The sequence below is a fragment of the Rhodonellum sp. genome, assembly GCF_030656585.1.
Classification (GTDB): Bacteria; Bacteroidota; Bacteroidia; order Cytophagales; family Cyclobacteriaceae; genus Rhodonellum; species Rhodonellum psychrophilum.
This window is the reverse complement of record NZ_JAUSPP010000031.1, coordinates 42413-59164: the sequence shown is the minus strand read 5'-3', so window position 1 is coordinate 59164 and position 16752 is coordinate 42413. Positions and strand designations below refer to the sequence as shown.

At 44.3% G+C, this 16752-nt stretch carries 11 protein-coding genes; 6 read left to right on the top strand and 5 right to left on the bottom strand.

The window, feature by feature from the left end:
* Positions 1-89 precede the first annotated feature (89 nt).
* Entirely contained in the window at positions 90-464 is a 375-nt protein-coding gene (locus tag Q7J63_RS07275) for a hypothetical protein (protein ID WP_304885052.1), read from the bottom strand.
* A gap of 116 nt (positions 465-580) precedes the next feature.
* Between Q7J63_RS07275 and Q7J63_RS07270 the strand changes: the two genes are divergently transcribed.
* From Q7J63_RS07270 to treF, 3 genes are all read left to right on the top strand, one after another.
* A complete protein-coding gene (locus Q7J63_RS07270; RefSeq protein ID WP_304885051.1) occupies positions 581-2167 on the top strand; it encodes a M1 family metallopeptidase in 1587 nt (528 codons plus the stop codon).
* Between the two features lie 250 nt (positions 2168-2417).
* Entirely contained in the window at positions 2418-3653 is a 1236-nt protein-coding gene (locus Q7J63_RS07265; protein WP_026333461.1) for a sugar MFS transporter, read from the top strand.
* Positions 3650-5158, top strand: coding sequence for an alpha,alpha-trehalase TreF (gene treF / locus Q7J63_RS07260; protein ID WP_304885050.1), 1509 nt, complete (start codon positions 3650-3652; stop codon positions 5156-5158). Before Q7J63_RS07265 ends, treF begins: the two co-directional genes overlap by 4 nt.
* A gap of 83 nt (positions 5159-5241) precedes the next feature.
* Here the strand turns inward: treF and Q7J63_RS07255 are convergent, their stop codons facing one another.
* The 3 genes from Q7J63_RS07255 to Q7J63_RS07245 form a co-directional block, all read right to left on the bottom strand.
* A complete protein-coding gene (locus Q7J63_RS07255) occupies positions 5242-7596 on the bottom strand; it encodes an outer membrane beta-barrel family protein (protein ID WP_304885048.1) in 2355 nt (784 codons plus the stop codon).
* A 68-nt stretch (positions 7597-7664) separates the two neighbouring features.
* On the bottom strand, positions 7665-8918 hold the full coding sequence (locus Q7J63_RS07250) for a cell wall metabolism sensor histidine kinase WalK (RefSeq protein WP_304885046.1): 1254 nt from the start codon (positions 8916-8918) through the stop codon (positions 7665-7667).
* Complete coding sequence (locus Q7J63_RS07245) at positions 8915-9598, bottom strand: response regulator transcription factor (RefSeq protein WP_304885044.1); 684 nt, start codon at positions 9596-9598, stop codon at positions 8915-8917. The genes Q7J63_RS07250 and Q7J63_RS07245 overlap by 4 nt, the downstream gene beginning before the upstream one ends.
* 137 nt (positions 9599-9735) lie before the next feature.
* On the opposite strand from Q7J63_RS07245, the gene Q7J63_RS07240 reads away from it, so the two are divergent.
* Positions 9736-11070, top strand: a complete 1335-nt coding sequence (locus Q7J63_RS07240; protein WP_304885042.1) for a GntP family permease — start codon at positions 9736-9738, stop codon at positions 11068-11070.
* Between the two features lie 169 nt (positions 11071-11239).
* Here the strand turns inward: Q7J63_RS07240 and Q7J63_RS07235 are convergent, their stop codons facing one another.
* Positions 11240-12373, bottom strand: a complete 1134-nt coding sequence (locus Q7J63_RS07235) for an App1 family protein (RefSeq protein ID WP_304885040.1) — start codon at positions 12371-12373, stop codon at positions 11240-11242.
* A gap of 194 nt (positions 12374-12567) precedes the next feature.
* On the opposite strand from Q7J63_RS07235, the gene rlmN reads away from it, so the two are divergent.
* Both rlmN and Q7J63_RS07225 read left to right on the top strand, forming a co-directional pair.
* A complete protein-coding gene (gene rlmN, locus Q7J63_RS07230; protein WP_019596349.1) occupies positions 12568-13623 on the top strand; it encodes a 23S rRNA (adenine(2503)-C(2))-methyltransferase RlmN in 1056 nt (351 codons plus the stop codon).
* 273 nt (positions 13624-13896) lie between these two features.
* Positions 13897-16602, top strand: coding sequence for a TonB-dependent receptor plug domain-containing protein (locus Q7J63_RS07225; protein WP_304885038.1), 2706 nt, complete (start codon positions 13897-13899; stop codon positions 16600-16602).
* Positions 16603-16752: the final 150 nt, after the last annotated feature.

Sequence of the window (16752 nt, the reverse complement as noted above, 5' to 3'; positions counted from 1 at the left end):
TATGAAGCCCCAGATCGATTCTGGGGCTTTTTTTTGCCCTCCCCAATTTGAAAAGTTTTGAACCTGGACTTAATTTATTAAAATAGTAATCAGGTAGCACTTACGAAACAGCTATTGTACTTGGAAATGATTCTACTGTCACTGAGCAATTCAAATCCATATATACCATCCTGAGCGCCAAGTAATCCCAACACCTCTCCTTCGCAATTGTACACGGGTGCTACGGAATTGCATACGGCGCAGCAGTTGCCAAAAATAAATAGTGTTTGCCCATTCAATTCTGTTTGGGCCACATAAAATAATTCCCGAAGGGAGCCGGATTCCATTTCAGTGATCTTTGTAGCCAGCCAAGGCAATTCACTTGCTGGATTGGATACGCCACAAGCTGCGATAGGCTTTTCCTCTTCATTCCTGCAGGATAGCAATACTAGCCCCATTACCAATAGTAAGATTGTTTTTCTCATAGGGAATGTAAGTAAGTTGTAGTTTGCTGAGACATTTCTATCTTTACGTAATATTGACTAAAAATGTCCTGAACTGGATTGATTTTTATATTTTTAAATCAAAATACCCTCATCAGATGAAAAAAACTTTCCCGATTTTTCTACTATTCTTTTTTATCTCCCAATTTTCATTTTCCCAAATCCAAAAAAACTGGGCTTGGGGTGGACCGATTGATCCACTTCAGGAAAAATTCCAGATCCTTCATTACCAACTGGAACTGGAGATTTTTCCCGAAAAACAGGAAATTCATGGGCTCAACAGGGTCACTTTTTCGGCTACCGAAAAACTGGACACCTTGCGCCTCAACCTGATCGAAGAATACACCGTCAACAAGGTAATCATGGATGGGAAAGAAATCGCCTTCCGTCATTTTGGGGATACGCTGGATATTTTCCCTATCGATTGCAGTTGTCAGGATGTGGAGATTCACTATGGCGGCAAGACTCCGATCGCCATTCGTCCGCCATGGACAGGTGGCTTCACATGGGAAATGGACCAGTTGGACAATCACTGGATGGGACTTTCCTCCCAAAATGAAGGGGCGAAAATCTTCATGCCTTGTCTTGATCATCCTTCCAGTGAGCCCCAAAACGGCGTGGATCTGATTTTCACTGCACCCAAATCCTACTTTGTGGCTGCAAACGGGCAGCTCATCCGTGCCACAGAAACCGAAAACAAAGTTACCTATCATTGGGCCACAGAATACCCGATCAACAATTACAACATCAATTTTACCCTTGGGGCATTCCATGAGGAATCGAAAACCTTTCTGAGTGCCGATGGGATGGAAATTCCCATGAAAGTGTATGTCCTTCAGGAAAACAGGGACAAAGCCAAATCGCTTTTGGAGGTGTTGGAAACAAGTGCCAAAACCCATGAAAAATATTTTGGCCCTTATCCCTTTCCCAATGATAAAATAGCCGTGGTCGAAACTCCCTACCTCGGCATGGAGCATCAGACCATCAATGCCTATGGCAACAATTACCAATTTGTCCCCATGGGAAAAGTACAATACGATTGGTTGCTGCACCATGAATTGGGGCACGAGTGGTTTGGCAACAAGGTCTCGGTCAAGGATTGGGCGGATTTTTGGATCCACGAGGGATTGACCGCCTATGGCGATTGGTTGTTCTTTAGGGAACATGGAGGAGAAGACGCCTATCATGAAAAAGTGGCTTCTGTTCGCAAGAGCATTGCCCATGCGCGACCGGTGGTTTCCCCCAGAAATTCAACGTCCGACTATGCCTATCACGGTGAAATTTACACCAAAGGCGCTTATATCATCCATTCCCTCCGCTACTTTTTGGGCGATGAAATATTTTTCCCGATGCTCAAAGCATTCACTTCCGACGAGCGATTTACCTATAATAATCTTGTGGAAACGGCTGACTTCACGGAATTTGCCCAGCAATATTCGGGAAAGGATTTGCAGGGCTTTTTTGACTTGTATCTGAAATCGGTCCGTGTTCCCAAAGTAAATGTTCGGAAAAAGGGTAAAAACCAGTATAAAGTGAGTTTGTCCAATATTGAATTTGAAATGCCTGTGGAGGTCAAAACTTCCAAAGGTTTGGAAAGAATGGTTTTGTCGAAAAAACCGATGGTGATAAAAAGTGATGTACCGATCGAAGTAGATCCCAAAGGCTGGTATTTGATGGCCAAATGATCACATGCTTTCATTGCCAGTGATTCAAAATTCTTAGGCAAGATGGATATTGCATACAAAATAGGTGGGGCGTCAAAACTTCACCTGTTTTTGTTTTGTGCTTTTCTGGAATCTTGCCGGTTTAAACTCTTGCCATCTTGAATCAAAATATTGTATTCTGGCACTATTCAATCAAAATTCCTTATTTTTCCAGCCAAAACAATTCCAATTGCAAATTCCTTTGCTTGCCCAGTCTTGATCTCCCAATTTTATGTCCTCAAAACTTCTCATCAGATTATCACTGATTTTCAATTACATGGTATTTGCGGTTCTGCTCAATTCTGTGGGGGCCGTTATTCTTCAGGTACAGCGGACTTTTGATGTGACCAAGGCGGAGGCTTCTTTGCTGGAAGGGTTCAAGGATTTGCCGATTGCCATTTTCTCCTTTATTTTCGCCTCATTTTTGCCAAAACTCGGAATCCGAAGGGGGATGCTGGTTGCGCTTCTTGCGGTAGCGGCCATTTGTTTTTTGATGCCCTTGATTGCCGATCAGTTTTGGTATTTCAAATTGCTCTTTGCCGTGGTGGGGATTTCCTTTGCAGTGATCAAGGTCAGTGTTTTTGCAACCATTGGTTTGGTCACCGATACTCCTAAAGAACACAGCAGTCTGATGAGTACCATCGAGGGGTTTTTCATGGTGGGAGTGCTCTTGGGTAATGTGTTTTTCAGCCTTTTTGTCAATGATGCGGACCCAAGTTCGGCCACTTGGCTGAACATCTATTGGTATTTGGGTGCTTTGACGCTGCTAGCAGCCTTGCTTCTGTATTTTAGCGAGATCAATGAGTCTGCATCCAAAAGGGACAGCACCCTGTATTCCAATGAATTTATGGAAATGATAAAATTGGTTGCCAAGCCATTGGTGCTGGTTTTTGCAGCGTCGGCGTTTTTGTTTGTCTTGGTGGAGCAAAGCTTTATGACTTGGACACCTACCTTTTACCAAGAAGTATTGAAAGTTCCTGCCAGTATGGGCATTCAGGCCGGGGCGGTTTTGGCAGGTGCTTTGGCCTTGGGTCGTTTGTTGGCGGGGCTCCTGCTGAAAAGGGTCCATTGGTTGACGGTGACGTTGACATGTACGGTTTTGGTGGGATCCTGTGTCCTTTTGACTTTGCCCTTGACGGCTGATTTGCCAGAAGCCACTACGACCATCACCTGGTTCAATGCGCCCTCTGTGGTGTATGTTTTTCCCATTATGGGTTTGTTTCTCGCTCCGATTTATCCCACCATCAATTCCGTGGTGTTGAGTGCATTGCCCAAATACATGCAGAGTTCGATGTCAGGTTTGATTGTGGTTTTTTCTGCTTTGGGCGGGACTACCGGATCCATCATCACCGGCAATATGTTTGAGGCCTATGGGGGAACCACCGCCTTTTATTTCTCGCTTATTCCCATCCTACTTTTGTGTGGAGTATTGATATTATTGAACAGACAAGTAAATAAAAACGCATGAAAACTCCATTGACACCCGAGACGATGTATGGCGAGTTGTTTGAAGCAGTGCAACTGGGCGGGGTTTTTCAGGATTCCAAGATGTTTGTGGATGCGATTCCCCAAAAACCCGTTGCGGAAATTCTGCGGGATTTTCGGGAAAGCAGCCACCATGAGGGTTTTTCCTTGGTGGATTTTGTCAGGGAAAATTTCAAGACCCAAGCAATTGTGGACTCCGCTCAACTTCCAAGGGATCTTCCTTTGGAAAAAAGGCTGCACCTCCAATGGGACCTACTCGAAAGAGCACCGGATCAACAGGTCGAAAATTCCAGCCTGATTCCATTGCCAAAGGCATATATCGTGCCCGGGGGAAGGTTTGGGGAAATCTATTATTGGGACAGTTACTTTACGCTTTTGGGATTGAAAGTTTCCGGAAAAACTGCTCTGATGGCATCAATGGTCGATAATTTTGCCCATTTGATAGAGACGGTGGGCCATATTCCGAATGGCAACCGGAGTTATTTCATTTCCCGAAGTCAACCTCCTTTTTTCGCCAAAATGGTCGAATTGTTGGCGGAAGTGATGCAGGATGAAAAAATCTTCCTCCAATACCTTCCCGCAATGCTGAAGGAATATGATTTTTGGATGGCCGGGGCGGATCAATTGAATACCGGAGAAGCAATTTCCCGGGTAGTGAAGTTTGAGGAGAACATTTATCTGAACCGATATTATGATGACCTGGATACACCGAGGCCGGAGTCTTTTGTGGAGGATTTGGAATTGTTGGAAAGTGCTGGAAACACCCCTGAGCTTCTCCGCCAAATCCGTGCAGCATGCGAATCCGGTTGGGACTTCAGTTCCCGATGGCTCAAGGATCCAATGGAATTGAAAAGTATCGAAACCTTTGATCTCCTTCCCGTTGACCTGAATGTCTTGATGGCAGAGATCGAAAGGATCATTGCCAAATCCCTTGCCATTTCCGATAGGATCGCGGAAGCAGAGGCGTTCGTTCAGAAATGGGCCAACCGCAAAAAGGCAATTCAGCAGCATTTCTGGGACGATCGCTCCGGGCTTTTTTTGGATATCCATTGGAAAACCAAAGAGACGGTCTATAGGCCTTCACTCGCAGCGTTTTTTCCACTTTGGACGAATGTTGCCCATGAAAGCCAGGCAGAAAGGGTACTGGAGTACGCCGAAAAGAATTTCCTGAAACCGGGTGGTTTGGTCACCTCCAACCAGTATTCCGGACAGCAATGGGATGCCCCCAATGGCTGGGCTCCTTTGCAGTGGATCGGTTTTTTGGCAATGCACAACTATGGCAATAATGAACTTGCGCTGGATCTGGCCCATCGCTGGACCCAGCTAAATGAGCAGGTATTTGAGCGGACAGGAAAGATGATGGAGAAATACAATGTGGAAGACCTCAGTCAGGAAGCCGGAGGTGGCGAATATCCGGTTCAGGATGGATTCGGTTGGACCAACGGGGTTTTTCTGGCGATGAAGGAATGGATGAAAAAGCAAGTCTAATCTTTTCCTGAAAAAGATTAGACTTGCCGATTGTTGGTGGTTTAATGATTTGGTTCTCTTTGAAAAGCCCTTAATTGAAGCAGTTAGAAACTGTATCTGGCACTCATAATCAAGATCCGGGTTTCTCTTTTGGCATAGAAAGATTGTGAAAAACTGTTTGTCAGACTATTTCCTGCGAATCTTCTTGTATCAAAAATATCCCTTAAACTGACTGAGAAATTGCCCTTGTTTTTGAGGAATGCTTTCTGGATGCTTGCATCAATGTAATATTGGGATAGGTCTCGACCTTGGGCTTCAATTTCTGCGGATTCATAGTTTCCAACGAATTGCAAGTTGATGTCAAGCGGCAATTTGAAATCACTGGTAATCTTTGTGTTCCATGCGAAACCACTGTTGACAAATTCTTCGCCAATATTCGACCCGTCCACTTTTATCCTAAACATCGTGAGTCCTCCACTCAAAGTCCACCAAGGGGCAATCTCTCCAAGTCCGATAAATTCTGCGCCGTAAGATTCAGCGGTATTCAAATTGTCAGGTTGAGAAATGGAGATGCCATCTTCGATGATGGTGATGAAATCCAATTGCCCTGAAACTTGCCTGTAAAAGAGGTTGGTGGTGAAGCTTGACTTTTCCAAATTGGCCATATGCCCAAATTCAACGGAGTGGATCATTTCAGGTTTCAGATTGGGATTGCCACGGCGCACATTCAGTGAATCGGTAATGTCCGGAAATGGATTGAGTCTCCATGCAGTTGGGCGATCTATCCGTCGGCTATAAGTCGCTTTAAGTGAATGCTTTTCATTGAACTTGTACAAGGTTTGGAAACTTGGAAACAAATTGAAATAATCCTGTTTATTTGTTTCGTCTGTGTTTTTGAGATAGGTGTCTACTACGGTGTATTCTCCCCTCAATCCAACTGAATAATCGAATTTTTTGGCTGTTTTGGCGTAAATAAAGTATCCCGCATGGATCTGGTCCTGATACAAAAACGTGTTGCTGATGGTGGGATCTTCTTCAAAAGTCTGTGTTGTTTCCACAAGTCTCGAATAGCGATAGTCGTTGTCAAACTTTCTGAGATTGGATTTCAATCCTGTCTCGAATTTAGATTTTTCGTTGATGGGATGGATATAATCCAACTGAAATACGGAGATATATCTTTTTTCATCGGTGAATGCCCTTTCCTGACCATTCCGATTTTCGGGATTTGGGTCCAAGGTATTCCTGAAGATGTCGATGTTCTGGGTTTTGAATTGATTTCTAAAGGAATTGCTGGCGGTGAATCTAAGTTGGCGATTGGGATCATCGAAGGTTCTTTCATAGATGATCGCATTGTCCAAGCCATCATCTGACTCTGTTTCATTGTTTCTTCTCACATAATCCAGCAAGAGATTCCCCGAGCTTTTGTCATTCAGTTCAGAGAATAAAGTATTTACCTGACTGTCCATGCTGGTGCTGAAAACGCCTTCATAACTGATGATATTTCTCCCGAAATAATAATCGCCACCATAATTGAAAGTATGGCCAAGGTTTTCACTTCTGGAGGATGTGTTTTGGGATAGGATTTCATTGTCACCGAAAATTTCCCGGACAGAACTTCTTTCCCCTGCATCTCTCCATCTGCGGAGATTATAGCCGCCATACACATTGTAGGTTAAGGTTCTGTGGTTGAACCTTGCTCCGGTATTCATTCTTCCGCGGGTACCATAAGTGAATTCAACCCCACCATTGGATCCCAAATCCTGTCCTCTTTTTAGGATAATGTCAATGACTCCACCTTCGGCTTCGGCATCAAACCGGGCATTGGGATTGTTGATGATTTTTATTTGCTCGATGGCGCTGGCGGGAAGTTGGTCCAAATTCTGGGTCAAGGATGAATTTCTTCCATTGATCAAAATATTGGTTCCGCTGCTTCCTCTCAGGGAAACAGTGCCGTCCTCAGATACACTGATTGAAGGAGTGTTTCTCAAAATATCCAAAAGAGATCCCCCAATATTGGAAAGATTTTGTTCTGGGTTGATGGTAATTCCTTCTATATCCGCCCTGAAAGGGAGTTTGCTCGTGGTCACAATCACTTCTTGAAGATCTTGGTTTTCGACCTCCACTTCAACTTTTCCCAAATCAAGGTTGCCGCTGATTTTTAAGTTATTGATTTCTTTTTGAGAATAGCCAATCAGGTAAAATCTCAAAGTATAGGTTCCCGCTTTGGCATCCAAAAAAAATTCACCTTGATCATTGGTCTTAGAATAACTTTCAGGGGTTTCATTCCCCGGCACAAAAAGGGCAACTTGCATAAATGGAACGGGTATGCCTGCATCCACATCCATTACCCTACCCTTTAAGGAAAATGGATTTTCATTGGTCTGGCTGTTTGCCGAAAAGGCCAACAGGATGAAAAAAACGAGAAGGGGGACTTCCAAATGTGGGAATCTTGATTTCATAACCGGCGCAACATTGATATTTGATACAAGTATATCTCCACAATTTGTATCAATTTTGAAGTTTGGGATTATCGAAATGAAAGCTTCACCAAATGAAAAGGCTTCTCAAATTGATAACCAATCCGGAAACCTGAAAGGAAACAGATTTGTTTCACAATGGACAGGCCCAAGCCAATGGAATCAGAATTGTTATTCCCTTTTTTAAAGCGCTCAAAAAGTTCATTTGTATTTAGTTTGGGTTCAATGCCAGAATTTTTTACGATCAAATGGTCTTGGCAAAGCCTGATTTCGATCGATCCGCCTGTGAAATTGTGTTTTATGGCATTGGTCAATAAGTTGTTCAATAGGATTTCCGCCAAATAAGGATGGATGGAAATCAATACGTTTTCTTCTATTTGTTTTACCAATGAAATATTTTTTAGATCGATCAGGTCTTCAAAATCATGTGTGGATTGAGTCAAAAGGGATGAAAAGTTGATTTTTTCCGAAAACTCAAATTCCCTATTTTCCAATTTCGCCAACACCGACAAGGAATGCACAATTCTGGTTAACTTTTCATTGGACTGATACGCCGATTGGATCAAATCTGCCTGGAGGTCGGTGATCGGACTATCGATCAGCAATTCCAGTTTTCCCCTCATGACTGCCACAGGGGTTTGGATTTCGTGGGAAATATTCTCTGAAAACTCCTTCATCACCCGATAATCCTTCAATAGTTTGCCAGACATTTTTTCAAGAAATGCATTTAGCTTTTCAAATTCCTCCATTCGGGTGGTTTCGAAAACAAGAGGTTTGTTTTCCTGAAAGGAAAATGTGCTGATCTTTTCAAGACTTTTATGAAAGGGGGAAAGAATTTTTTTGGAAATATATCGACCCGTGATCGCTGTGAAGATTAACAATAAAGCAAAGATTGCAAGCATTGTCTGTACGACCGTTTCGGTGATGTCGCTCGTTTCAATCACAATATTGTAGGTGGACAGATAATAATGCCTACCATTGATCAGGTAGGATCTGCTTGCTTTGAGCTGTCTTTCCATCTGTTCCAATTGGTCATGCCATGCGATGGTGTCCCGGACAGTCAAAGGCACCAAGGCCTTTTCCGTTGGCAATTCCGCGATTTCCAATCTTTCCGTTTTGATTTTCTTGGGAGCGGCACCATTTTCAATTCTTTGCGCATAACTGTCCAATTGCCGCTCGAGTTCTTTGCCTTGCTCAAAATCAATCTCTGATTCCAGTTTTTTGAAAATCAACACCCCGCCCAGAAGCAGGACAACGAAAGAAATGCCCAGGTACCATATGGTGAAAATATTGATCAGTTTCATGGCAAAACAGTGTTGAATTTATACCCGATGCCATAGACGGTATTGATGTAATCGCTTCCTCCCGCCTTGCATACTTTTTTCCTGAGATTTTTGATGTGCTGATAGACAAAATCAAAATTGGCCAAATCATCCGTGTAATCCCCCCAAAGATGCTGTGCGATCACCTGTCTGCCAAGCACGCGGTTTTTGTTGGTTAGAAAAAACAGCAATAAATCGAACTCTTTCTTGGTTAGATCAAGGGCTTCTCCGCAGACCTGTGCTTCTCCATTTTTGGTGTCCAGGATGATTTCATTGAAAATCAGCTTTTCGTTCCCATCCAGATGGTTTCTTCTATAAATGGCCTTCAGCCTTGCCAATAGTTCGGGGAGATAAAAGGGTTTGGTCAGGTAATCATCTGCACCAAGATCCAAACCCGTCACCTTGTCTTCCAGGGAATTTTTTGCGGAAATGATCAGAACATTTGAGTTGATTTTCTGCGCTTTGATAAACCGCAAAATCTCAAGGCCATTTCCATCGGGGAGCATGATGTCGAGTAAAATGCAGTCGTATTCAAACATGAGCAATTTGTCCTGCGCATCAAAGCAATTCAAGCAGGATTCACAGATGTTCCCTTCTTTGTTCAGGTATTCCAGAATATTATTTGTCAAATCGACATTGTCCTCGACAAGAAGAATTTTCATGTTTCAATATAAATAACATTTCTTGAAGCAATTTTGAAGAAGTAAATTGATTTCCATTTTTCGAGGTTTTTTCCCTAAAAAGAATGTTAATCACGAAACCTTTTGTGTTTCGGCATAATCTCTCTTATTTTTCAGTAATGTCCTTACTCCTTCATATTTCCCTCGCCATTCTTTGGATAATTGTAAGTACTTCCAAACTTAAAATCCACCCTTTGGTGGCATTGATCGTCGCTTCGGTTTGGGTGGGAATGGCAGCGGGGATGGATTTTTTGAAGGCGTTGGATGAATTTACCAAAGGCTTTGGGGGATTGATTGGGCAGATTGGATTGATTATCATTTTGGGATGTATCTTCGGGATTCTTCTTGAAAAAAGCAATGCCGCCGTCCGGCTGGCCAATGCTTTATGGGAAAGCGCTGGGAAGAAAATACCGGCGCTCAGCACCACCTTTATGGGAGCTGTGGTTGGCGTGCCTGTTTTTTGTGATTCGGGATTTATCCTGCTGAACCCCATCGGGAAAAACCTTGCCCAGACATCCGGGATTTCTCCATTGACTTTCAGCTTGTCCCTTGCTGGGGGATTGTACCTTTCCCATATTTTGATTCCCCCGACACCCGGCCCTTTGGCCGTGGCCGGGATATTTGGCATGGAAAATCAATTGGGTTTGGTGCTTTTGTTGGGGCTGATCATCATGATTCCAGTGCTTTTGGTGATCAGTTGGTGGGCAGGAAGGTACAAGAAGGTTTTCCCTGAAAACCAAAAAACCAAAACAACTCCCACCGAAAATGTGGAATCAAATTCTCAGCCTGCTGTTTTTTGGTCGGCGGCGGTACTTTTGGTGCCTTTGTTGTTGATTGGACTGGGAAATCTTTCCGGGTTTTTTGAAGGCGAGCTGCTGAACAAAACACTCAAAATCATGGGGAATCCACTGGTGGCCATTTCGGTAGGTTTGTCTATCGGTTACGCCAAGCTCCGGGATCCCGAAACGCAGAAGAGCCTATTTTCGGAATCTTTCGCAAAAGGGATCGTCATTGCAGGACCTATTTTGGTGTTGACGGGAGCTGGGGCTGGATTTGGGGCCATTCTGAAGCAAATCGGCTTGGAAGAGATTTTCAGGGAAATGAATTTGTCCGCAACATCAGGATGGACATGGTTGCTGGTTTGTTTCGGATTGGCGGCATTTCTGAAAACTGCCCAGGGTTCAAGCACTTCCGCCATGATCATTGCGGCTTCCATCGCTTTGAGTATCATTCCGGCCGGACTTTTGGAAAACGCATTTTTCACCAGTTTGTGCATTTCAGCGATTGGTGCCGGTGCCATGACCGTTTCCCATGCCAATGACAGTTATTTTTGGATTGTCAAGGAATTTACTGGGCTAACTGTCAAAGAAGCCCTGAAAGCCTATACACTTTTGACGGGTTTGATGGGGATGACGACGCTGGCAATGGTGTTGCTTTTGAGTTTGTTTGTGTAATCGGGTTGGCAAAAATGAAGAAATGGAATGTCACTCCTCATTTGCCTTCAATTCTCTCCAATTTTCTCTCTCGGTTTCGGTATTGATCCCCTTTAACTCGTCTTTCAGCCTTTTTTAAGAAAAGGCAAATGCCAGAGGCCGTGAACCAAATAAAAATCACAACAGTGCCTCAAATCTCCTTCTTTTCATCTAGGGTTTTTGATTTTTCTATTTTGAATAGGTCTGAATCGACAATCAAATCCCTTGAAATCGCATCCCTTGCGGCTTCGGTGGTATCTGTGACGAGCATCATGTCTACACCGAGGGCCCGAACTTCAGCCTTGATTTTTTCCAAAGCGGCATGCCGCCCGGGATCCACATCCCGGATGTACACCACTTTCACCCTTCCCGGATAATCTTGGATCACCTGCAGGTAGATTTCCGGGTCATGCTGTCCAGAATCCCCGATCAGAATAAACTGAAGGTGCCGCTCGATTTCAAAAATTTTCTCGACCTGCAAAAGCTTGTGCTCAGAATGGCTCCCCGCAATAAATTGTTCTCTGGACAATCCCAGGTCTCGAAGCATCAGCGGTCCACGAGGTATATCGTGGACATTCAAAAACTCCATCAAAAAATCATAAAGATTCCAGGGAGAACTGGAGATGTAAAAAAAAGGATTGCTTTCAATGCCGTCATTGCCTTTGGCCAGTGCCTGATAAAATGCAGAAACCCCTGGAAAAGGAACCCTTGAATGTGCATTGCCAAAAAAAGTGGTCTTCAGCATTTCCCAAATTCTGGTTGCGCCCGTGGGGACGATCGTGTCATCGATATCAGAGATGATCCCATACTCCACATTTCCCGAGGGCATTAGGATCCTGTTTTCAGCCCTGACTTCGCCCTGTTTTGGGATGATTTGATCGAGCAAGGACAATTGTACCTCATGCCAAAGGCCATTTGGAACAAAAGACGCCGTAATGGGGAGATGAAATTCTGCATAGCCTTCCTCATCTGTCTCAGAAACCTGCTCCATCCCGTGAAATGTGGCTTTTACCCTTGCGCCAGGAATCTGCCAGGTCATAAAGCGCTTGTACATTTTTTTGAAGTTTCTCCAAGAGCTGTCCTCCAATTGGGAAATCCCGATTCCCCTGTCCCTGATCACCCGCACCACAAAATGGATTTCATTTTCGTTGCCAAAACCTTTGTAGGGCATGATCATCAGGGACCTGACCAAACCCAACCGGATGCCTATTTTCAGTTTGGCTTTTGCCAGGGCGAGTTTCAGGAAATAAAGACGCGGAAGGATAAATCTTTTGGTTCTGGACAAGGGGGTGTTGTTTTGGTAAAAAACAAAGATAAAAATTAATCGGATATTGGGGGTTTGTGTTTTTCATGGAGGGAATGCCCATCGAACACGATTTTTAACGTAGCTTTTTCCAATACACGAATTCCCTGGACCGATTTGGCGGTTTCGGTTTTTCATTCCTTCAATCTCCCAAATCTATTCCTTACCTTTGCACCATGGACAGTAGCACAAAGAGAGACGTCAGGAAACTGACACTGGAGCAGTTGGAAGAATTTTTCATCGAAAAAGGAGATAAAAAATTCCGGGCCAAACAAGTGTATGAATGGCTTTGGCAAAAATCCCTGAAGAACTTCGACGACATGTCCAATATCTCGAAAGAGACCCGTGAGATGCTGAAGGCCAACTTCATCATCAACCATATCCGGGTGGATGAGATGCAGCATTCTTCGGACGGGACCATCAAAAACGCGGTCAAGCTTTTTGATGATAAAATCGTGGAATCCGTCCTGATCCCCACCTCCAAGCGAATTACAGCCTGCGTATCCTCACAAGTGGGTTGCAGCTTAGACTGTAATTTCTGTGCGACGGCACGCTTGAAGAGAATGCGAAACCTCAATCCTGATGAAATCTACGACCAGGTCGTGGCCATCAAGGAAGAAGCCGAAACTTATTTCAATCGCCCGCTGACCAATATTGTTTTTATGGGAATGGGTGAACCCTTGTTGAATTACAGCAATGTGATGGAAGCCATAAATAAGATCACTTCACCTGAAGGATTGGGCATGGCGCCGAGAAGAATCACGCTTTCGACTGTTGGTATCCCAAAGATGATCCGGAAAATGGCGGATGATGGCGTCAGGTTCAACCTCGCGGTGTCCCTCCATTCTGCCATCAATGAAACCCGGAGCCGACTCATGCCCATCAATGAGGTCAATCCCATAGAGGATTTGGCGGAGTCCTTGAAATATTGGTACCAACACACCAAGAGTCCCGTCACCTATGAATATGTCATTTGGGAAGGCATAAACGATGACGAAATCCACGCAAAAGCGCTTTCCAAATTCTGTAAAATCATCCCCTCAAAAGTCAATATCATCCAGTACAATCCCATCGATGAAGGCGAATTCCGTCAAGCATCCAAGGAGGCGGTCGACATGTACGTCCGGATTTTGGAGGGTAACGGAATCATCGCCAAGGTCCGAAAATCCCGTGGCCAAGACATCGACGCAGCCTGCGGCCAGTTGGCCAACAAGAACGAATTGACTGCCTAAGTTTAGTGAGAAATGATTTTCATGGATGTATTTTTTGTTAAGTCAAAATGATAGAATTTGACTGAAAAGTTATATTGGGTTAAAAATCACAATTAATCGTAAATTTTTTAAGAAGATTGTGAACTATTTTATTATATAGTTATATTGTGTGCGGATTTAAGCATAGGAGGGCAAAGAAGGGGGGAGTGAACCGAAACCTGTTTTTGCCGTTCTACCAATTGATCGAAAACCCAGCAATTGAAATACCTCTCACAGATTAACTCTTTGATTAGCATGAAAAAAATACAGTATGTTTTACCCATTTTTATTCTCACTTTTTTTATTTCATCGACTGCTTTCAATTCGCGTTCCGATATCAACGAATTGACCAATAAGATCATTTCCCTATTGGGGAATTACGTGGACGATGTGCCGGAGGAAAAAGTCTTCCTCCATCTCGACAAACCGCTTTATGCAGCCGGAGAGGATGTCTGGTTCAGTGTTTATCTGACTGCAGGCAGTCCTGACATCCCTTCCCCATTGAGCAAAGTGGTGTATGTGGATCTTTTGGACAACGATGGAGTTCTTCTTCAACAAAAGACCATCCAAATGGAAGCCGGTCATGGTTTTGGTGATTTCAAATTGGACAATTTTACCAGAGAAGGAATCTACCAAATCAAGGCCTACACACACTGGATGAGGGGTTTTGGGGAAGAAGCAGTTTTTTCCCAGACCATTGAAGTGATGGAGCCTTACAACTTGAAGTTTCAGCCTTCGGTAGTATTCGAAAAAACAGCGAATGGCGATGGGGTTTCCTATCGTGCTGCCATCAGTGCGCTGAACCGATCGCTACAGCCACTATCCGGTGAGACGCTGACGTATGCACTGCTTTCCAAGGGAAAAGTCATCGAAGAAGGAAATGTGGTATTGGATGCCGATGGCAAAAACGAACTTACATTCCAAATTCCATTGAGCCAGTTGCAAGGCGTGGTGGCTTTGTCACTCTCACTTCTAGAGAATGCCGAATATTCCATTTCCAGAAAATTTTTATTGCCGTTTCCCCTACAATCCATTGATCTTCAGTTTTTGCCGGAAGGGGGAGATTTGATCGCTGGGTTCAACAACAAGGTCGCCGTGAGAGCCATTTATCCAGACGGGTCCCCAGCCATTTTGGAGGGAAGTCTCCAAGCTGGGCAGCAGGAAATCCTTTGGCGTACCAACGAGAGGGGTCTGGGTTCCTTTGAGTTCAATCCTCTCGCAGGCGAAAAATATACAGCCAAAATAAGTGCGCAAGAAGGAGTGTTTTCCAAAGATTTGCCAAGGGTTCTCGAAAAAGGCGTCAATCTGTCCGTTGACAACAGCAAGGAAGGTCTCGTCAATATATTGATCCAGGCGGCAGGTTTCAACTCCATATCTCCATCGGGAGAAGGTTTGCTGGTGGTTCATGCCAGGGGAAGGATCGGACACATGCAAAAAATCGACCTCAGGAATGGTGTGACCGGAGCAAGGATCAACAAATCCCAATTGCCTCCGGGTATCAATCAAATCACTTTTTTCGAACCTGAAGGAAATCCTTTGGCAGAGCGGCTGGTATTTGTTCCCTTGGATCAAACGGTGAAAATAGCACTTGACGAAGGGAAAATGGAAACTTCACCAAGAGCAAAAAATACTTGGAAGCTCAGTTTGGAGGGTGATAACCTCGAAGGGGGCAGTTACAGTATTGCGGTTACCGATGCCAATGAACTTCCCTACGGATCGGTGAGCAATATCATATCCTATCTCAAGTTAGAATCCGAATTGAAGGGAAACATCCACCAGGCACATGATCTCTTGGGTCAATCCCATGACGATGCAGGGATTGATTTGATCATGTTGACGCATGGTTGGAGAAGGTTCAATTGGGATAAACTTTTGGCGGAGCAGTTTGACAATGCAAACTTCATCGAACAGGGAATCAATATTACCGGGATGGTAAAGCCGAAGACAGACGGGAAACGTGGGTTGACCGGAGGAAATATCAATGTGTTCAGCAAGGGAAACCAGGAAGACTTTATGATCGTGGATTTTGCCGAAAACGGCAAATTCATCATCGACGATTTGACAATTCAGGATACCACACAGTTGATCCTAACGGCAAGTGACAAGCGGTATAAGGAGTTTGTGGAAGTCTCTTTGGACGCACCTTTGGCCAAATATGTGACATGGGAGGGATTCAAGCCAGCTTTGAGAAGTTTTGAATTGAATCCTTCCCTGAGGGATTATTTGACCAACGCCGAAAAAAGGAGACAGGCATCCGCTGCTTTTGACGAAATGGAAGCCATCGATATCGATGAGTTTGTGGTCCAATCCCAAAAAATAGATCCAGAGGAAGAAGTCATCAGCAGGGTTTACGGTAAAGGGGACAGGACCATCAAGCCTGAGGATATTGGAGGCCTCGACGGATTTTCGGATGTTTGGCAGATGCTGCAGGGCAGGGTGGCCGGCGTTCAGATCAAGCCAAGCACCATGGGCGGAGCACCCAGCATTACCATTAGGGGAACAGGTTCTGTCAGTGGGGTGGGCCCTATTTTCTTTCTGGACAATGTGCCGGTGGAAGCCTCGTTGATCAGCACGATCAGCCCAAGGGATATTGCTGCGATAGACGTATTCAAGGAGAGTGCCAGTTTGGCCATTTTTGGATCGGGGGGCGCTGGTGGTGCCATCGCGATATACACCAAAAAAGGTGGAGGCATGCAAAGTCTTGGTGAAGGGGTTTTCAATTTCCGTTATCCGGGGTATTCCACCTCCAGGGAATATTACATGCCGAAATACGATACTGAAACGATCGCCAAACCCGATTTCAGGTCTACGCTTTATTGGAATCCAAAGATTAAATGGGAGGGCAACAAGGCTTCGATTTCTTTCTACAACAATGATGTGGTTAAAAAATACAAGGTGATTATCCAGGGAATGGACAATTTGGGAAGACTCACCTATTTTGAAAAAATAGTCACGCCCTAATACATTCTCTTTTGGGGCGGGATTCTTATCCCATAAAAAAAGCCGATAATAATACCTGAACAAGGTTTTTAGGATCGGCTTTTTTATATTGAACAGCGATTCAACCCGAAATATGCATGAGCTTAGCCAATGGGATCATCACTGCAAGAA